General features: G+C 70.4%; 15 protein-coding genes. 9 read left to right on the forward strand and 6 right to left on the reverse strand.

Annotated features, from left to right (window positions below; translation table 11 throughout):
- Positions 1–13 precede the first annotated feature (13 nt).
- Positions 14–1135, forward strand: a complete 1122-nt coding sequence (locus tag ACH442_RS14140; RefSeq protein WP_396338380.1) for a substrate-binding domain-containing protein — start codon at positions 14–16, stop codon at positions 1133–1135.
- A gap of 57 nt (positions 1136–1192) precedes the next feature.
- Here the strand turns inward: ACH442_RS14140 and ACH442_RS14145 are convergent, their stop codons facing one another.
- The 3 genes from ACH442_RS14145 to ACH442_RS14155 form a co-directional block, all read right to left on the reverse strand.
- The gene (locus tag ACH442_RS14145; protein WP_396338381.1) at positions 1193–1867 is read right to left on the reverse strand and encodes a SprT-like domain-containing protein; all 675 of its coding nucleotides are present in this window, start codon (positions 1865–1867) and stop codon (positions 1193–1195) included.
- Between the two features lie 462 nt (positions 1868–2329).
- Positions 2330–3787, reverse strand: a complete 1458-nt coding sequence (locus ACH442_RS14150) for an FAD-dependent oxidoreductase (RefSeq protein WP_396338382.1) — start codon at positions 3785–3787, stop codon at positions 2330–2332.
- A 132-nt stretch (positions 3788–3919) separates the two neighbouring features.
- Positions 3920–4525 (reverse strand): AAA family ATPase, encoded by a 606-nt coding sequence (locus ACH442_RS14155; protein WP_396338383.1) that lies wholly within the window; start codon positions 4523–4525, stop codon positions 3920–3922.
- Between the two features lie 64 nt (positions 4526–4589).
- Between ACH442_RS14155 and ACH442_RS14160 the strand changes: the two genes are divergently transcribed.
- Positions 4590–4739 carry a hypothetical protein gene (locus ACH442_RS14160; RefSeq protein WP_396338384.1) on the forward strand — a complete coding sequence of 50 codons (150 nt, stop codon included), beginning with the start codon at positions 4590–4592 and terminating at the stop codon, positions 4737–4739.
- On the opposite strand, the gene ACH442_RS14165 is transcribed toward ACH442_RS14160, so the two are convergent.
- Positions 4705–5103: a DUF6010 family protein gene (locus ACH442_RS14165; RefSeq protein WP_396338385.1), complete on the reverse strand. Its 399-nt coding sequence runs from the start codon at positions 5101–5103 to the stop codon at positions 4705–4707. The two genes, ACH442_RS14160 and ACH442_RS14165, sit on opposite strands and share 35 nt — an antisense overlap.
- 108 nt (positions 5104–5211) lie before the next feature.
- Here ACH442_RS14165 and ACH442_RS14170 point away from each other — a divergent pair, with 108 nt between their 5' ends.
- From ACH442_RS14170 to ACH442_RS14190, 5 genes are all read left to right on the forward strand, one after another.
- Positions 5212–5700 (forward strand): 2Fe-2S iron-sulfur cluster-binding protein, encoded by a 489-nt coding sequence (locus ACH442_RS14170; protein WP_396338386.1) that lies wholly within the window; start codon positions 5212–5214, stop codon positions 5698–5700.
- Positions 5697–6674, forward strand: coding sequence for an FAD binding domain-containing protein (locus ACH442_RS14175; protein WP_396338387.1), 978 nt, complete (start codon positions 5697–5699; stop codon positions 6672–6674). Before ACH442_RS14170 ends, ACH442_RS14175 begins: the two co-directional genes overlap by 4 nt.
- Positions 6671–8701 carry a xanthine dehydrogenase family protein molybdopterin-binding subunit gene (locus ACH442_RS14180; protein ID WP_396338388.1) on the forward strand — a complete coding sequence of 677 codons (2031 nt, stop codon included), beginning with the start codon at positions 6671–6673 and terminating at the stop codon, positions 8699–8701. The genes ACH442_RS14175 and ACH442_RS14180 overlap by 4 nt, the downstream gene beginning before the upstream one ends.
- A gap of 352 nt (positions 8702–9053) precedes the next feature.
- Positions 9054–10319 carry a serine hydrolase domain-containing protein gene (locus ACH442_RS14185; protein ID WP_396338389.1) on the forward strand — a complete coding sequence of 422 codons (1266 nt, stop codon included), beginning with the start codon at positions 9054–9056 and terminating at the stop codon, positions 10317–10319.
- An 80-nt stretch (positions 10320–10399) separates the two neighbouring features.
- Positions 10400–11185 carry a MerR family transcriptional regulator gene (locus ACH442_RS14190; RefSeq protein WP_396338390.1) on the forward strand — a complete coding sequence of 262 codons (786 nt, stop codon included), beginning with the start codon at positions 10400–10402 and terminating at the stop codon, positions 11183–11185.
- Between the two features lie 467 nt (positions 11186–11652).
- Here the strand turns inward: ACH442_RS14190 and ACH442_RS14195 are convergent, their stop codons facing one another.
- Entirely contained in the window at positions 11653–12390 is a 738-nt protein-coding gene (locus ACH442_RS14195; protein ID WP_396338391.1) for an SDR family oxidoreductase, read from the reverse strand.
- 177 nt (positions 12391–12567) lie between these two features.
- On the opposite strand from ACH442_RS14195, the gene ACH442_RS14200 reads away from it, so the two are divergent.
- Positions 12568–14400, forward strand: coding sequence for a PAS domain S-box protein (locus tag ACH442_RS14200; protein ID WP_396338392.1), 1833 nt, complete (start codon positions 12568–12570; stop codon positions 14398–14400).
- A gap of 177 nt (positions 14401–14577) precedes the next feature.
- Positions 14578–15162, forward strand: coding sequence for a DivIVA domain-containing protein (locus ACH442_RS14205; protein WP_396338393.1), 585 nt, complete (start codon positions 14578–14580; stop codon positions 15160–15162).
- A 7-nt stretch (positions 15163–15169) separates the two neighbouring features.
- Here the strand turns inward: ACH442_RS14205 and ACH442_RS14210 are convergent, their stop codons facing one another.
- Entirely contained in the window at positions 15170–15937 is a 768-nt protein-coding gene (locus tag ACH442_RS14210) for a hypothetical protein (RefSeq protein ID WP_396338394.1), read from the reverse strand.
- Positions 15938–15957 lie beyond the last annotated feature (20 nt).

Raw genomic sequence — 15957 nt, forward strand, 5'->3', positions numbered from 1 at the left:
GTTTGAAACTAAAATGCGTCGTAACTTTCTGATCAAGAGCGTGGCCGTCGGTGCGGCTGTCGCGCTCGCCCTGACCGGCTGCTCCAACGACCGTGACGGCGGCAGCGGCGACAGCGGCTCCGGCTCCGGCTCCGGCGACGCCAAGGGCTTCGCCAAGGACGCGCTGATCGGCGTGGCCCTGCCGTCGAAGACCTCGGAGAACTGGGTCCTCGCCGGTGACCTGTTCACCAACGGTCTGAAGACCGCGGGCTTCCAGTCCGACGTGCAGTACGCCGGCGCGTCGACCACGGTCGCCGACCAGCAGGCGCAGATCACCGCCATGGTGACCAAGGGCGCGAAGGTCATCGTCATCGGCGCGACCGACGCCGCGCAGCTGACCACCCAGGTCGACGCCGCCCACGCGGCCGGTGCCAAGGTCATCGCGTACGACCGCCTGATCAAGAACACCGCGAACGTCGACTACTACATCGCGTTCGACAACTTCAAGGTCGGCCAGCTGCAGGGTCAGGCCCTGCTGGACGGCATGAAGGCCAAGAAGGCGACCGGTCCGTGGACCATCGAGCTGTTCTCCGGCTCGCCGGACGACAACAACGCCGGGGTCTTCTTCGACGGCGCGATGGACGTGCTCAAGCCGGCCATCGACAAGGGTGACGTCATCGTCGGCTCCGGCCAGAAGGACGTCAAGCAGACCGCGATCCAGGGCTGGAAGGCCGAGGGCGCGCAGAGCCGCATGGACTCGCTGCTGAACTCCACCTACACCAGCGGCAAGACCCTGGACGGCGTGCTCTCCCCGAACGACACCCTGGCCCGCGCGATCATCACCTCGGTGAAGGCCGCCGGCAAGCCGATCCCGGTCGTCACCGGCCAGGACTCCGAGGTCGAGTCGGTCAAGTCGATCATGGCAGGCGAGCAGTACTCCACGATCAACAAGGACACCCGTAACCTGGTGGCCGAGACGATCAAGATGGTGCAGTCGCTGCAGACCGGTGCCGAGCCGACCACGAACGACACCAAGTCCTACAACAACGGTGCCAAGGTCGTCCCGGCCTACCTGCTCAACCCGGTCATCGTGACCAAGGCCAACGCGGCCGAGGCCTACGCCAACGACCCGAAGCTGGCCCCGCTCACCAAGTGAGCTGATCAGCCGCGGTAAGCAGGCGCTCCTGGTTCGCCAGGGGCGCCTGCTCCTTTTCTACCGGGCCTGCTCGACCATGCCGAACGGGGCGTTGAGCAGGCCCTTCGCGGTCTTCACCTGAAACCGGGTGCGGCCCTGCTTGACGATCGTCCCGGTCAGCCCGCCGTACTTCCCGGCCCCGGTCAGCCGCACCTGGTCGCCCACCTTCGGCCGCGCCACGGTGACCGCCGACGGGCTCTGGATCCGGGTGAGCTCGGCGGCATAGGCCGGATGCACCGGCGCCGGATGCCCCCGATAAGTCCAGGCGAACAGCGCGGACCGGTCGAACCGCGGCGAACACTCCCGGCACGACTTCACCCGGACCGGCTGCCGATGCGCCGTCGTCCGATGCCCGGCCCGGCAGATCCCGTGCCACGACCCGTCGACGCGCGGTGCCTCCTCCGGCACACAACGCCGCCCGGAACACCCGATCCGCATCGCCGTCGCCCGCCACACCGCGTCATGCCCGTGCCGCGGCCCGACCAGCGCGTGCGCGATCTCGTGCAGAATCGTCTCGGTGACCTGCTCGGGCGAGTACAGCGAGATCAACGGCCGCGACAACCCGATCTCCTTGCCGCCGGCCCGGCACACCCCGGCCCGCGTCTTCGCGTCGTCGAAGGTCAGCCGCCACTTCGTCAGCCCGTGCCGCGCCATCAGGTCGAGCGCCAGCGCCCGCGCCTCGTTCAGGTTCAACCGTGCTCCCCGTCGTCCCGACAATCATGCCTCAAGATCAAATTCAGGAGCTTCATGTCCCCTCTCCGCCGTGGTCCGGACCGTCGCTCCCGCGGGGACCCTTCCGGGCCTCGCAGGGCCGTGGCCGGCCCAGAACGCGAGACCCGAAAGGGCGACCTCCGTGGGTGGTCCCGCTCAAAGCAACGAACCCGTCCCCGGCCCCGCCCTGACAACGGTTCCGCCGCAGCTGCCGTCCCCAGCCCTCGCTCCGGCCCCGGTTCCGCCGCAGCTGCCGTCCCCAGCTCCCGCCGCGACAACGGTTCCGCCGCAGCCGCCGTCCCCAGCCCTCGCTCCGGCCCCGGTTCCGTCGCAGCCGTCCGTCGACGGCTCGAGCGGGCCGGAAAGTCCCGCCCGCCGGAGCCCGCGAGGTGGGCGGTTGGTCGCGCAGGCAGCGCGCAGCCGGGACCGGGAGCGCGCTGCCGGTTACTGCGCGGCGGGGGTGGTGGCTCCGGACGGCACCGGTTCGGTGCTGCTGGTGGCCGGGCCGGGCGTGGGTGCGGGGTCGGCGGCGACCGGCTCCGGGGTGGGTTCGGCGTCGTCCGCCACCGGCTCGGGGGCGATCGTCAGTGTCGTGGGTTCGCCGCCGGTGACGAAGGCGTGCCGCGGGTGCTGGACCGACGCGAGCGAGACGATGTCCCGCCCGAACAGCGCCGCGGTCAGCCAGATCGCCAGCACCCGGACCTTCCGCTCCCAGCTCGGCACCGCCAGCACGTGGTAGCCGCGATGCATCAGCCACGCCGGGAACCCTTTGACCACGATCCCCTTCCACTCGAAGATTCCCTGCCCGAGGCCGAGCGTCGCGACCGTGCCGAGGCTGTGGTGCACGTACCGCCTGGTCTTCTTTCCCCGCAGGTCGGCGAGGATGTTGCGGGCCAGTAGTTTGCCCTGCCGGACGGCGTGCTGCGCGTTGGGCACGGTCACCGTCCCGTTGCCGACGGCCAGGTCCGGGACGGCCGCGTCGTCGCCGGCGCCCCACGCGTCCGGGATCGGCGCCTCCTCGGTCCCGACTCGCAGGTCGGCCCGGACGACGAGCAGCCCCCGGGCGTCGATCGGCAGGTCGGTGCGGTTGTGGACCATCGGGTTCGCCGCGTTGCCGGCCGTCCACACGATCAGGTCGGAGTCGAACTCCACCCCGGTCGACAGGACCACGTGCCCATCCTGCGCGGAGAGCACCTGGGCACCGAGGTGCACGTGGCCGCCGCGCTCCTCCAGCGACCGGACCACCCAGCGTCCCTGCTTCCCGGTGACCTCGGGCAGGATCCGGTCCCGCGCCTCGACCAGGTGGAAGTCGACCTCGGCCGGGTCGAGCTCCGGGTACTTCTTCACCAGCGCCGAGGCGAGCGACAACAGCTCGCCGAACCCTTCGACGCCGGAGAACCCGCCGCCCACGAACGTGACCGTCAACAACCGGCGGCGGCGCGGCCCGGGCGGCAGCGTCGACGCCCGGTCGAACGCGGTGAGCAGCTGGTCCCGGATCGCGACCGCCTCTTCGACGTGCTTGAGCCCGATCGCCTGCTCGACGACGCCGGGGATCGCCAGTTTCCGGGTCACCGCACCGGCCGTGACGACGAGCGTGTCATAACCCCGCCGGTATTCCGGACCCTCGGCCGGACGCACGGTCACGCTTCGCGACGCATGGTCGATCTTCACGACCGTACCGGAGATCAGTTCGGTGTTCTTCAGATGACGTCGCTGCGAGACGGCGGCGTGCCGTGCCTCGATCGACCCGGCCAGGACCTCGGGCAGGAAGGGCTGATACGTCATGAAGGGCCGCGGGTCGATGACGACGACCCGTGCCTCGCCGCGCCGGAGTTTCTTCTCCAGCTTCCACGCTGTGTAGAACCCGGCGTAACCGCCGCCGACCACCAGAATCGTTCGCACACCACAGAGACCGGCCGGCCCGTCCGATGGTGACAGCGAGTATCGCGGGTCACAGGACAGGCGGGCGGCCGGAGAAGATGTCCGGGCGCCGCGCTGGGATCGCCAACACCCGGACACACCTTGCAACGGATCTCAGCCGGGAGAGTTCACACCCGGTGTTCCGCACGGTGCGTCGCGGCGACCGCTTTCCGCGGCCGTCCGGTGGAGAGCGCCGACGACCGAACTCACATCGGGCGGGCCGCCGGCCGACGTGTCGACCCGGACGACCTCGTGCACGCCCGGCGGCGGCTCGAAGATCGACGCGCGCATCTCACCGCGTTCGAAGAGGTCGAGCAGGACGACGTCGCCCGGCCGGATACCGCCCACCGTGCGCCCGCGCTCCGTCCGGTCGCGCAGGCGCTGCCCGATCACCGAAGGGTCGGCGACGACGTGCACCGCCACGATCCGGGCACCTGCGGCGCGGAGCCCGTCGACGAGGTCGCGGGAGAGGACGGAGTTCTCCACGACGACGCTGGTCGCGGCGTTCGCGAACCGGCAGGCCGTCTCCACGAACAGTGCTTCGGCCCGGCCGCGGGACGAGTCGCGGCTCACCCCGGACAGGTGCAGGCCGGCCGAGATCTCGTCGCGGGTCAGCAGCGTCAGCCCCAGGGCACCGGCCACCGCGGTGGCGGTTGTGGTCTTCCCGGCTCCGGGCGATCCGCACACGGCCACGATCGTCGCCTGTTCAGGTGTCGGCATCCGGCCATGCTGTCAGTAGGGGGAAAATAGGCGGATGGCGACCTGCAACCTGTGTCATCGGGACATGGCCGACGGCGAGATCGAGGAGCATCGGCGTGCCGAGCATCCGGATGTCGGGCTGGACGGCACCCGCGAGTCCGACGACAGCACGATCGTGCCGGACGCCGCGAGCCAGTCGGTCAGGCGTCCGCATTCACCTGACGACGTCGAGTGAGGAGGGGGCGGCCACCGGTGAGGCACCACACCGCGATCACCGGGTCGCAGATCGCGCACCCGAACGACGAGTCGTGCGCGAACGGCAGGATCGGGTTGCCTTTCAGGTGGTGCAGCACGTCCCAGCCGGTGTGCAGCAGCCAGCCCACTCCGATCCACCGCCAGTTGCGCAGGCCGAGGTAGGCGACGACGGTCAGCACCGTGGTGAACGCGAGTTCCCACACCCCGAAGCCGCCCCCACTGACGTAGACCGCCCCCGCCCCGGCGATGCCGAGCGCGTTGACCTTCTGGCGGTGACGATCCGGGAGCAGGGACAGGGCGAGGACGGCGACGACCCCGATGAGCAGCGGTAACAGCACAGACATGACCAAAACCTAGGAACATTCGACGTACGTCGGAAGTGGCTGAAATGCCCGGTGGCAACGGGATCTGGCCAGGCGGTTCAGCGCCGCGCAGATGGGTATCGCCGGGAGATGCGTCTCACCGTCAACGGTGCACAGCACCACCTCGTCGGCCTGGATCCACGGACCACCCTGCTCGACGCGCTGCGCGAGCGGCTGCATCTGACCGGCGCCAAGAAGGGCTGCGATCACGGGCAGTGCGGGGCGTGCACGGTGCTGCTCGACGGCCGCCGGGTCAACAGCTGCCTGATCCTGGCCATCACCCAGCAGGACGCCGAGGTCACCACCGTCGAGGGGCTCGGGCACAAGGGCGAGCCGCACCCGGTCCAGCGCGGTTTCCTGGATCATGACGGGTTCCAGTGCGGTTACTGCACGCCGGGTCAGATCTGCTCGGCGGTCGGCATGCTCGATGAGGTCGACCGGGGCTGGCCCAGTGCCGTGACCAGCGACGACGACCTGCTCAGCGACGCGGAGATCCGGGAGCGGATGAGCGGGAACCTGTGCCGCTGCGGGGCCTACCCGAACATGGTTCCGGCGATCAAGCAGGCGGCGGGACGATGAAGACCTTCGACTACCGTACGGCCACGGGCCTCGCCGACGGTCTGGAGCCGGGCGCGGTGTTCCTGGCCGGTGGCACGAACCTGGTCGACCTGATGAAACTCGGCGTGGCCACCCCGGACGTGCTCGTCGACGTGAACAAGCTCCCGATGCACGAGGTCACCGACCTGCCCGGCGGCGGGGTGCGCATCGGCTCCGGCGTCCGCAACAGTGATCTTGCCGCGGATCGGCGCGTGCGGACCGCCTACCCGGTGCTCAGCCAGGCGCTTCTCGCCGGTGCGTCGGGGCAGTTGCGGAACATGGCGACCACCGGTGGCAATCTTCTGCAGCGCACGCGGTGCCGGTATTTCATGGACGCCACGATGCCGTGCAACAAGCACCGGCCCGGCTCGGGTTGCCCGGCGCGCGACGGTGACCACCGCAACCTCGCGATCCTGGGCGGGTCGGCGGCGTGCATCGCGACGCACCCGTCGGACATGGCGGTCGCCCTGGTGGCGCTCGGCGCGGTGGTCCAGGTCGACGGGCCCGGCGGTCAGCGGTCGATCCCGGTGACTGATCTGTATCAGCTTCCCGGGGACACTCCGGAGCGCGACACGATCCTCGACCACGGTGAGCTGATCACGGCGGTGGACCTGCCGGAGGTACCGTTCGCGACGCGGTCGGCGTATCGGAAGGCGCGCGACCGGGCGTCGTACGCGTTCGCCGTCGGCTCCGTCGCGGCGGCTGTCGAGGTCAAGGACGGGCTGGTCAGCGATGTGCGACTGGCGTTCGGAGCGGTCGCGCCGAAGCCGTGGCGGGCGCTGGCGGCGGAGGCGGCGCTGCGTGGGCAGCCGGCGACCCGGGAGAACTTCCAAGCCGCGGCGGACGCGGAACTGGGGGAGGCCCGGCCGTTGCGCGACAACGCGTACAAAATCGATCTGGTTCGGAATTTGACCGTTTCCGTTCTGGAGAGCCTTACCGGCCAGGTGACCCGATGACCTCGATGCTGTCGCGGGCGGTCGGCTCGCCCGTCGCGCGCCTGGAGGGCCCGGCCAAGGTCTCCGGCGCGGCCCGCTACGCCGCGGAATACCCACAAGATCATTTGGCGTACGGATGGATCGTCGCCTCGCCGGTCGCCCGCGGCCGCCTCGACGCGGTCCTGACCGACCCCGCCGAGGAGGACGTGCTCGCCGTCCTCTGGCATGGCAACGCCCCTGAGCTGGAAAAGTCCGACGATCCCGAGCTGGCGGTGCTGCAGTCCGACGAGATCCGGTACCGCGGCCAGCCCCTCGCGCTGGTCATCGCCACGTCGATCGAGGCCGCCCGCCGCGCCGCACAGGCCGTCCAGCTCGAGATCACCGCCGAGGACCACGACGTCGAGCTGCGCGCCGACCACCCGGATCGTTACACGCCGGAGACGGTCGTCCCGGACGTGCCGGCCGGCTCCGACATCGGTGACGCCGACGGGGCGCTGGCCACCGCACCGGTCACGGTCGACGTCGTCTACGAGACGCCGGCGCTGCACAACAACCCGATGGAGCCACACGCCACGATCGCCCGCTGGGACGATCAAGATCTTATTTTGTACGACTCCAATCAGCACCCGTCCGGCATCGCGCAAACCGTCGCAGCGATCTTCGGGCTGACCGCCGAGCGCGTGCACGTCGTCACCGAGCATGTCGGCGGCGGCTTCGGGTCGAAAGGCAGCGCCCGCCCGAACGCGGTCCTCGCCGCGCTCGGATCCCTGGTCACCGGCCGTCCGGTGCAGGTCGCGCTCCCGCGCCAGGCGATGTTCAGCGTCGTCGGCCACCGTGCCCCGACCGTGCAGCGGATCCGGATCGGCGCCACCGAGGACGGCACTCTGACCGCGATCGATCACCAGACGTGTACGCAGTCGAGCCGTCTCCTGGAGTTCGTGGAATCCGCGTCCGTGGTGACCCGCGACATGTACCCCGTCCCGAACCTGCGCACCGGCCACCAGGTCGTCCGCCTCGACGTGCCCACCCCGCGCTGGATGCGCGCCCCCGGTGAGGCCCCCGGCATGGTCGGACTGGAGTGCGCGCTCGACGAACTGGCGGTGAAACTCGGCGCCGACCCGGTCGAGCTGCGCATCCGCAACTCGCCCTCCAACCCCCGTTACGTCGAGTGCCTGCGCACCGGCGCCGACCGTTTCGGCTGGTCACCGCGCGCTCGGCGAGTCGACGGCGAATGGCTGGTCGGCACCGGGATGGCCGGCGCCACCTACCCCGCGCAAGCGATGCCGTCGACCGCACGGGTCCGGGCCCTCGGCGGCGACGAGTACGAGGTCGCGATCGCCGCCGCCGACCTCGGCACCGGCGCGCGCACCATCCTCGCCCAGATCGCCGCCGACGAACTCGACGTGCCCGTCGACCAGATCCACATCCGGATCGGCGACAGCACTCTGCCCCAGGCGTCGGTCGCCGGCGGCTCCTCCGGCAGCGCCTCCTGGGGCTGGGCGGTCACCGGCGCCTGCCGCGAACTGCGCTCCGCCGGTGGCACCCGCGACGAAGCGACCTTCGACACGACCGAATCGGTTCAGCAGCAGAAGGAGGACCGGCACGCTTCCGGCGCGCACTTCGCCGAAGTACGGGTCAGCACCGTCACCGGCGAGATCCGGGTGTCCCGCCTCTTCGGCATGTTCGACGGCGGCCGCATCCTCAACCCGCGTACCGCGCGCTCCCAGTTCCTCGGCGGCATGATCATGGGAATGGGCATGGCGTTGCACGAGGAGTCGGTGCTGGACCCGGCCCAGGGCACCTGGGTCAACCACGACCTCGCCGAATACCACATCCCGACCCACGCCGACGTCGAGTGGATCGACGCGGCGTGGCTCGACGCCCCGGAGCTCGACCTCAACCCGATGGGCAGCAAAGGCATCGGCGAGATCGGCATCGTAGGTTCCCCCGCGGCGATCCTCAACGCCATCTTCCACGCGACGGGAGTCCGCATTCGTTCTCTCCCCGCCCGCCTCGACAAACTCCTCCCGCACCTCCCGACGACGTAGCCCGCGATACGACGCTGACGCCCGGCCGGCCGCGCTCGGCCGGGCACCGGCGTCGTTATCCGGGCGTCGGCACACCGCTGACGCCCGGTCGGCCGCGTTCGGCCGGCCGGCGTCGTTATCCGGGCGTCGTTACGCCGCTGGTGCCTGGCCGGGCGCGTTCCGGTGGTTTCGAACGTTGTTACACCGCTCCCTGTCTGCGGTAGAAGCGCTCGGCTCCGGCCACACGAGCCGGTCCGGTCGCGACCATCCAGACTGTGATTCACGTCATTGTTGAGGTTGACCCAAGGGCAGGGTCGAAGGTCGTCCTGGCACGACGCCGACCCGACGGCACCGACCTCTGGGAGCAACCACGATGATCAGTCCCCTTTCCGGCGAGAACAGCAGTGCCGTGCGGACCGCCGTCCTTCCCGCCGTCGAAGCGGCCCAGATGCACCCGGGCACGCCCAGCACCGTCACCGCCGAGACGGCCCGGAAGACCACCGCTGCCCTCGACGTCGTCAGGGCGGCGCCGGCCCCCGCGTCCTGGCCGGATCGCCCGGCGTTGCAGGAGGTCATCCAGGACATCGTCGACTCCGGATTCGTCGGGGTGTCGCTACGTGTCAACGACGAGCGAGGCGAATGGATCGGCAGCGCCGGAAAAGCCGAACTGGGCGGGACCGAGAAGCCACCGGCGAACGGGCATCACCGGATCGGCAGCAACACCAAGACGTTCACTGCGGCCCTCGTGCTGCGGTTGGTGGCCGAGGGCAGGTTCGGCCTGGACGACCCGGTCGCCCCGTACCTGCCCGAGTCCACGCTGGACGAACGGATCACCTTACGGATGCTGCTGCAGCACACCAGCGGGTTGTTCAACTTCACCGGCGAGGTCGACGAGGACGGAACGTTCACGCCGGGGGTCACCATGCCCTATGGTCCGACGGGCAGTGACTGGCTGGACAACCGGTTCACGGTCTACCGACCGCAGGACCTGGTGGACCTGGCCTTGGCCGAGCCGGCGCGGTTCGAGCCGGGAACGAGCTGGAGCTATTCCAACACCAACTACGTCCTCGCAAGGCTGCTGATCGAAACGGTCACCGGCCGCCCGTACGCCGAGGAAATGCACCGGCTGATCCTCGGGCCCCTCGGACTGTCCGGCACCGTGGTGCCGGACGCCTCGCCGGAGCTTCTCGAGCCGCACGCGCACGCCTACTACCGCCACGGTGACACGATCGTCGACGTCACCCGCCAGAATCCCTCCTGGCTCTCCACCGGCGGCGACATGATCTCCACCACCCAGGACCTGCACAGGTTCATCTCCGCGCTACTGGGCGGCCGACTCCTCCCCGCGCCGCTGCTGGCCGAGATGTGCACCCCCCGTCCGACCGGCATCCCGGACATGAACTACGGCCTGGGCGTCTTCGTGATCACCACCGGCGGCCGCGGCACCGTCATCTCCCACAACGGCGCCGCCATCGGACATGCGGCGCTGATGTACAGCACACCCGACGGCAGCAAGACCCTGACCGCCGCGCTCAACTGCGTCGACGATGCCGGCCTGTCCATCGGGCCGGCGTTCCGGAACGCCCAGCATCGGCTGCTCGACGCGGTCTTCGACGGTGGACGGACCGCGGACCGGTGACCCGTGTGCGAACCGTGGCCACGCCGGGATCGGTGAGCCCGACATGGTTGATGCGCTGAAACGCAAGGCAGGCTGAGCGGATGACCAACGGAGTCACGATCGGGCAAGCGGCGGTGTTCGTCGGTGTCACGGTCAAGACGGTGCGGCACTACCACAAGCTTGGCCTGGTCGAGGAGCCGGAGCGCGACCACTCCGGCTACCGGCGGTACGGCTCGGCCGCGCTGCTGCGGCTGGTGCAGGTCCGGACACTGGCCGAAGCCGGGGTGCCGCTGGCCGAGATCGCGCCCATGCTCGACGCCGATGCCACGCGGTTCACCGCCGCGCTCGCCGACGTCGAGCGGCAGCTCACGTCACGGATCGAAAAGCTGACCGCGCGGCGTGACATGCTGCACCGCCTCGCCGACGGCGATCGGGCCCTGCTGCCCGATCGCGCGGTGGCACTGCTGGCGCGGATGCGCGGCCTCGGCTTCACCGCCGATGAGGTGGCCGCCACCAGCGACGGGTGGGTGCTGGCCAAGGCCCTGGCCCCGGAAGGCTTCGACGACTACCTCACCAACTTCGAACAGGCTCTGCAAGACACCCGGCTCGTCGCCCTGGCCAGGCGCGCGGCCGAAGCCGCCACCTGGGAACCGGACGACCCCCGCATCCCCGCTGTCGCCACCGCCGTGGCCGAGCACTACCTCGCCGACCCCGCACTGCTGAACACCGTGACCGGCCTGCAAGCCCGCAGCGATGCCGCGACCCGGTACACGCTGATCGCCCACCACGGCGAAGAGCCGACGCCCACCGCGGAACGGCTGACCGCGCTGTTCGAGGCCAAGCTGCGCGCGGCCGGCATCCACATTCCCAGGCCACATTCCCGCTGACCACACCGGCTCGAGGCGCGCCTTGGCGCACGGGCTGAGTAACCAGCTCGCGGTTACCCCGCTCATCGCGCCGCGTTCGGCCGGTTCCCGGCGTCGTTGTCCGGACGTTGACACGACGCCGGTCCCCGGCCGGCCGCGTTCGGCACCGGCGTTGTTGTCCGGCGGCTGATACGACGCCGGGAACCGGCCGGGCGGGTTCGGGTGGCCGGCGCGCAAACCTTGACCGCCGGCCAGCGCGCGCCGCGCCCGGCAGCGTCATCGACGGCGGGCTGCGGCGGGACGGTTGTCGGGGTGGGAGGCGTGGACGGGTCTGCTGCTCTGACCGTGCCCACCCACGGAGGCCGCCCTGGCGGGCTGAGCGTTCTGGGCGCCCCGCGCCCTGCTCGGCCCGCCAGGGTCCCCGCGGGAGCGGCGGAGGGTGACCACAGCGGAGACGGGAAATGAAGATCTTGAAGTTGAGCTTCGTTTTATGAGCGGGTGAGGAATTCGCGGTAGGTGGTGGTGGCGAGGTGGGCGCCGGCCGGGGCGATGATGGCGTTGCCGGGGACGGCGGCGAACATGCCGGCGGTGGGGTCGGTGACTACCGTGCGGGGGTCGTGCTCGGCGGTGAGGTAGGTGCGGGCCAGCTCGTCGAGGGTGAAGATCTCCGGGCCGGCCACGTTGCGGGTGGCGTTCAGCGGGGCGCCGGTGGCGACTTCGGCGACCGCGGCGGCCACGTCGGCCGAGGCCATCGGCTGGATCGGGGTGGCCGGGAGGCGGACGGTGTCACCGTCGGTGGTCCAGGAGAGGATCGCGCCGACGAACTCGAAGAACTGGGTGGCGCGGACGATCGACCACGGGATCGGGCCGGCCTCGAGGATGTTCTCCTGCAGGACCTTGGCCTGGTAGTAGACGAGGCCGGGGACGAGTTCGGCGCCGACGATGGAGAGGATGACGGCGTGTCCGACCCCGGCCTTCGACGCGGCGGTGAGCAGATTGTCCATCGTGGTGCGGAAGAACTCGGGGGACGCCTCGTCGAAGGTCGGCGAGTTGGTCAGGTTGACCACGACGTCGGCGCCGCTCAGGGCCTCGGTCAGGCCTTTGCCGGTGATCAGGTCGAGGCCGGTCGTGGGGGAGTGCGGCACGGCGTCGTGGCCGGCGGCGTCGAGCCTGGTGACGACCTGCGAGCCGATGAGCCCGGTTCCCCCGATGACGGCGATCTTCATGGTGGTGCCTTCCTTGCGGTTCTGACTCGGTCGCCGGCTATGACCGGACAGGCCTGGAATCTGTGACACGGTTCTGGTCCTGGATACCGGGGCCGCGTTTAGGCTGCTGAGTGGCAGTTCCGGCAAATCGTCACGAAAGGTCGGCCAGTGGCGAGGCATCCGATACCCGGTTCGGGCGTGCGCGCACGTGCGCGATCGTCCGTGGTGCTGGTGTCGGTGCTGGTCGTGACGATCCTGGGAGTGGTGTCGGCGCTCCTGCCGGCACGGATGCTGACGTTCGGCATGGTGGCGATCGGGCCACCGGTGGCCGCCATCGCGGCGGTTCCGGAGGCGGTGCTGCTCGTCGGGGTGTACGCGCTCGGCGTCGCGCTGGCCGCCTCCACCGCGCAGGGGCTGCTGGGTTCGACCGACCAGTCGGCGCGGCTGGCGCTGGTGGCCGCGGTCACCGCGATCTGCTGGGTGCTGGCCCGCTACCAGCAGCGACTGCACCGGGCGAACGTCGCCGCGGCCCGGGAGCGGGAGATGCTGGCCGCGATCGCCGAGCAGTCCGGGGACGCGATCATCGCGAGCGACCTGCACGGCGTCGTGCTCGCCTGGAACGGTGGTGCCGAGCGGCTCTACGGCTGGACGGCGAACGAGGTGATCGGCCGCCCGCTCGACGACATTCTTCCTGAGGATCGGGGCGGCGACCTGGAGGAGGCGCTGGCGGAACTGGCCACGGGGCGGCGGCTTCACTTCGACGAGTCCCGGCGGGTCCGCAAGGACGGGACGCCGTTGCTGGTCTCGGTGGACGTCTGGCCGATCCGCGACGACAACGGGATCGTGGTCGCGGCCGCCGCCACGGAGCGTGACATCACCGAGGAGAAGCTCGCCCGGGAGCGGTCCGCGCGCGCCGATCGCCTGGAGAGTCTCGGTCAGCTCGCCGGTGGGGTCGCGCACGACTTCAACAACCTGCTGTCGATCATCCTGAACTACGCCGACTTTCTCGGCGACCAGGTCAGCGGCGAGGCGGCCGACGACCTGTCGCGGATCCGCAATGCCGCCGACCGGGCGAAGTCGCTGACCGAGCAGCTGCTGCTCTTCGCCAAGCGGGAACCGACTCAGGTGGAGATCATCGACCTCAACCAGGTGGTGACCGACGCCGACGAGTTGCTCAGCCGGACCATCGGCGAGAACGTCCGGCTGGTCTGCCGGCCGAACGCGGGCTCGATGCCGGTCCGGGCGAACCGCGGGCGCCTCGACCAGATCCTGCTCAACCTGGTGATCAACGCACGGGACGCGATAACGGAGGGTGGCGTCGTCGTGATCGAGACCGACAATGTGACCCTGAGCGACGGGCCGGCGGCGCCGTTGCCGCCGGGACGATACGCCCGCCTGACCGTCAGCGACACCGGCTGCGGGATGACCGCCGAGGTCCGGGACCGGCTCTTCGAGCCGTTCTTCACGACCAAGCCCGCCGATCGGGGTACGGGCCTGGGGCTGGCCACGGTCTACGGCATCGTCGGCGACGCCGGCGGCATGATCGGAGTCGAGTCCGCACCCGGCATCGGAACCACGTTCCGCATCCTGCTGCCGTCGGCCGCGATGCCGGACGACACGCCCGCGGATCCGTCGGCGGGTGAACTCGCCCACGGCCACGGCGAGTTGGTCATGGTGGTGGAGGACGACGATTACGTACGCGACCTGGTGATCCGGATTCTGCGCGACAACGGCTACCGGGCCACGGCTCTGGGTGAGGAGTCCCTGGCCGGCATGGACCTGCACGACGTCTCGCTGGTGATCACGGACGTGGTGATGCGCGGTCGTTCGGGTCCGGCGCTCGCCGCGCGGCTGCGGTCCCGGCGGCCGGATCTGCGGGTGCTGTTCATGTCCGGGTACAGCGACGCCGAGGTGCGCCGGGAGCACAGGCTCGGGCCGGAGATTCCGATCGTGCAGAAGCCGTTCACCGCGGTGGAACTGCTCGCGGTCGTCGGCGAGACGATGTCGGCGGCTCACGCAAACGGGGCTTGACGGGCACACGATGTTGACATTGACTCCTGAGGTTGGATGTACTGCCTTCCGACGTTGACCAGGCAGGGCGTGTTCTGGAATGCGGTCCAGCGCTCCACGGCGAAGCCCTGATCGGATCATCGGCATACCGGCACCGCTGTGAGAACGTGCACAGGCTCAGGAAGGCAGGTAACCGCCGTGGGGATAACCCCAGCCGAGATCGACAGCATGGCGTTCCGGCGGCCACGACCGGGAACGAGCGGGTACCACGAGGAGCAGGTCGACGCCTTCCTGGAAGACGTGGCCGGCGAGATGCGGCGGCTCGAAGCGGAGAACCGGGCCCTCAGCGAGCAGCTGGCGCCCGACGACCTGGCCGAACGGGTACGGCGGGCGGAACTGGACTGCCTGCGGGCCGAGGAACACGCGCGGGCGCTGCGAGCCGAACTCGACAAAGCCGCCGCCCCGGTGAGACTCGACAACCCGCACATGCTGGAGCTGGCCCAGCGGAACGCGGACGAGCACGTGGCTGAGGCTCGCCGAGAGGCCGAGGCGCTGGTCGAGCAGGCCACGACCAAGGCGGCTCAGCTTGTCAGCGACGCTCAGCTGCGGGCATCGACGATCGTGGCCGATGCCCGGCATGCGCACGCCGAGGCGATCTCCGGGATCGAGATGCAGCGAGCGGCGATGCTGGATGAGATCGGGGAGCTGGCGGAGCTGGTGGAACGGCAGCGAGCCGGGGTTCGCGGGGATATTGCCGGGCGGTTGAGCGAGTTCGGGGGCTGAGCGGTTCCTACCGGGAGCGGCGGGCTCGGGGCGGGAGCGTGATGCCGCCGAGCGTGCGCAGTGCGGCTTGGCTGCGGGGGCGGCCCAGGCGGATGATCGGGACCGGCTCCGGGTCGAGCTCGGTGAGCGTCTCGGCTGACACCGATCCGCCTTCGGTGTCCAGTCCGTCATCCGGCTCATCGTCCGGCTCGGCCTCGGCGGCCCGCGCGGTCTCGTCCTCCGGCTCGTCCTCCGGCTCGTCGTCCGGGCTGCCGCTGCCGGTGCGGCGGATCTCGATCTCCAAGGTGTCGCGAGTGCGCACCTCGGCCTCCGCCAGCGGCGCGGCCAGCAGGAACACCTCCGGCAGCGACGGCGCCTCCACGGTCGCCCGCTCCGGGCCGAACAGGAGCTTCGCCGCACCCAGGTTCGCGGCGGCGAACAGTGCGCTGACCGCGGCCAGCACCGGTGACGCGCTGATCGACGTGGCGACCAGCACCGCGGTCGCTGCCGCCGTGGCCAGTGCGGTCGCCGCGCCGGCCTGACGGATGCGCTGTGTGCTGCGGGCGCCGATCAGGAACGCGGCGGCCGCGGACGCCGACCCGAGGGCCGCGGACACCACCCAGACGGTGGCCATCGGCCAGATCGGGCCGACCGGGTCGTCGCCGTCAGCCATGAAGAACACCACGAAGGGCGCCCCGACCAGGGCCGTCATCAGGAAGACGACCGCATCGACGGTCAGCACCATGGCGCCGCCGGTAACCGCGTCCATCCGGCGCGCCCAACTGATGTCGGTCATGCGATGCCCTCCCCATGAGC

Source organism: Actinoplanes sp. NPDC020271, from assembly GCF_044388125.1.
Taxonomy (GTDB): domain Bacteria; phylum Actinomycetota; class Actinomycetes; order Mycobacteriales; family Micromonosporaceae; genus Actinoplanes.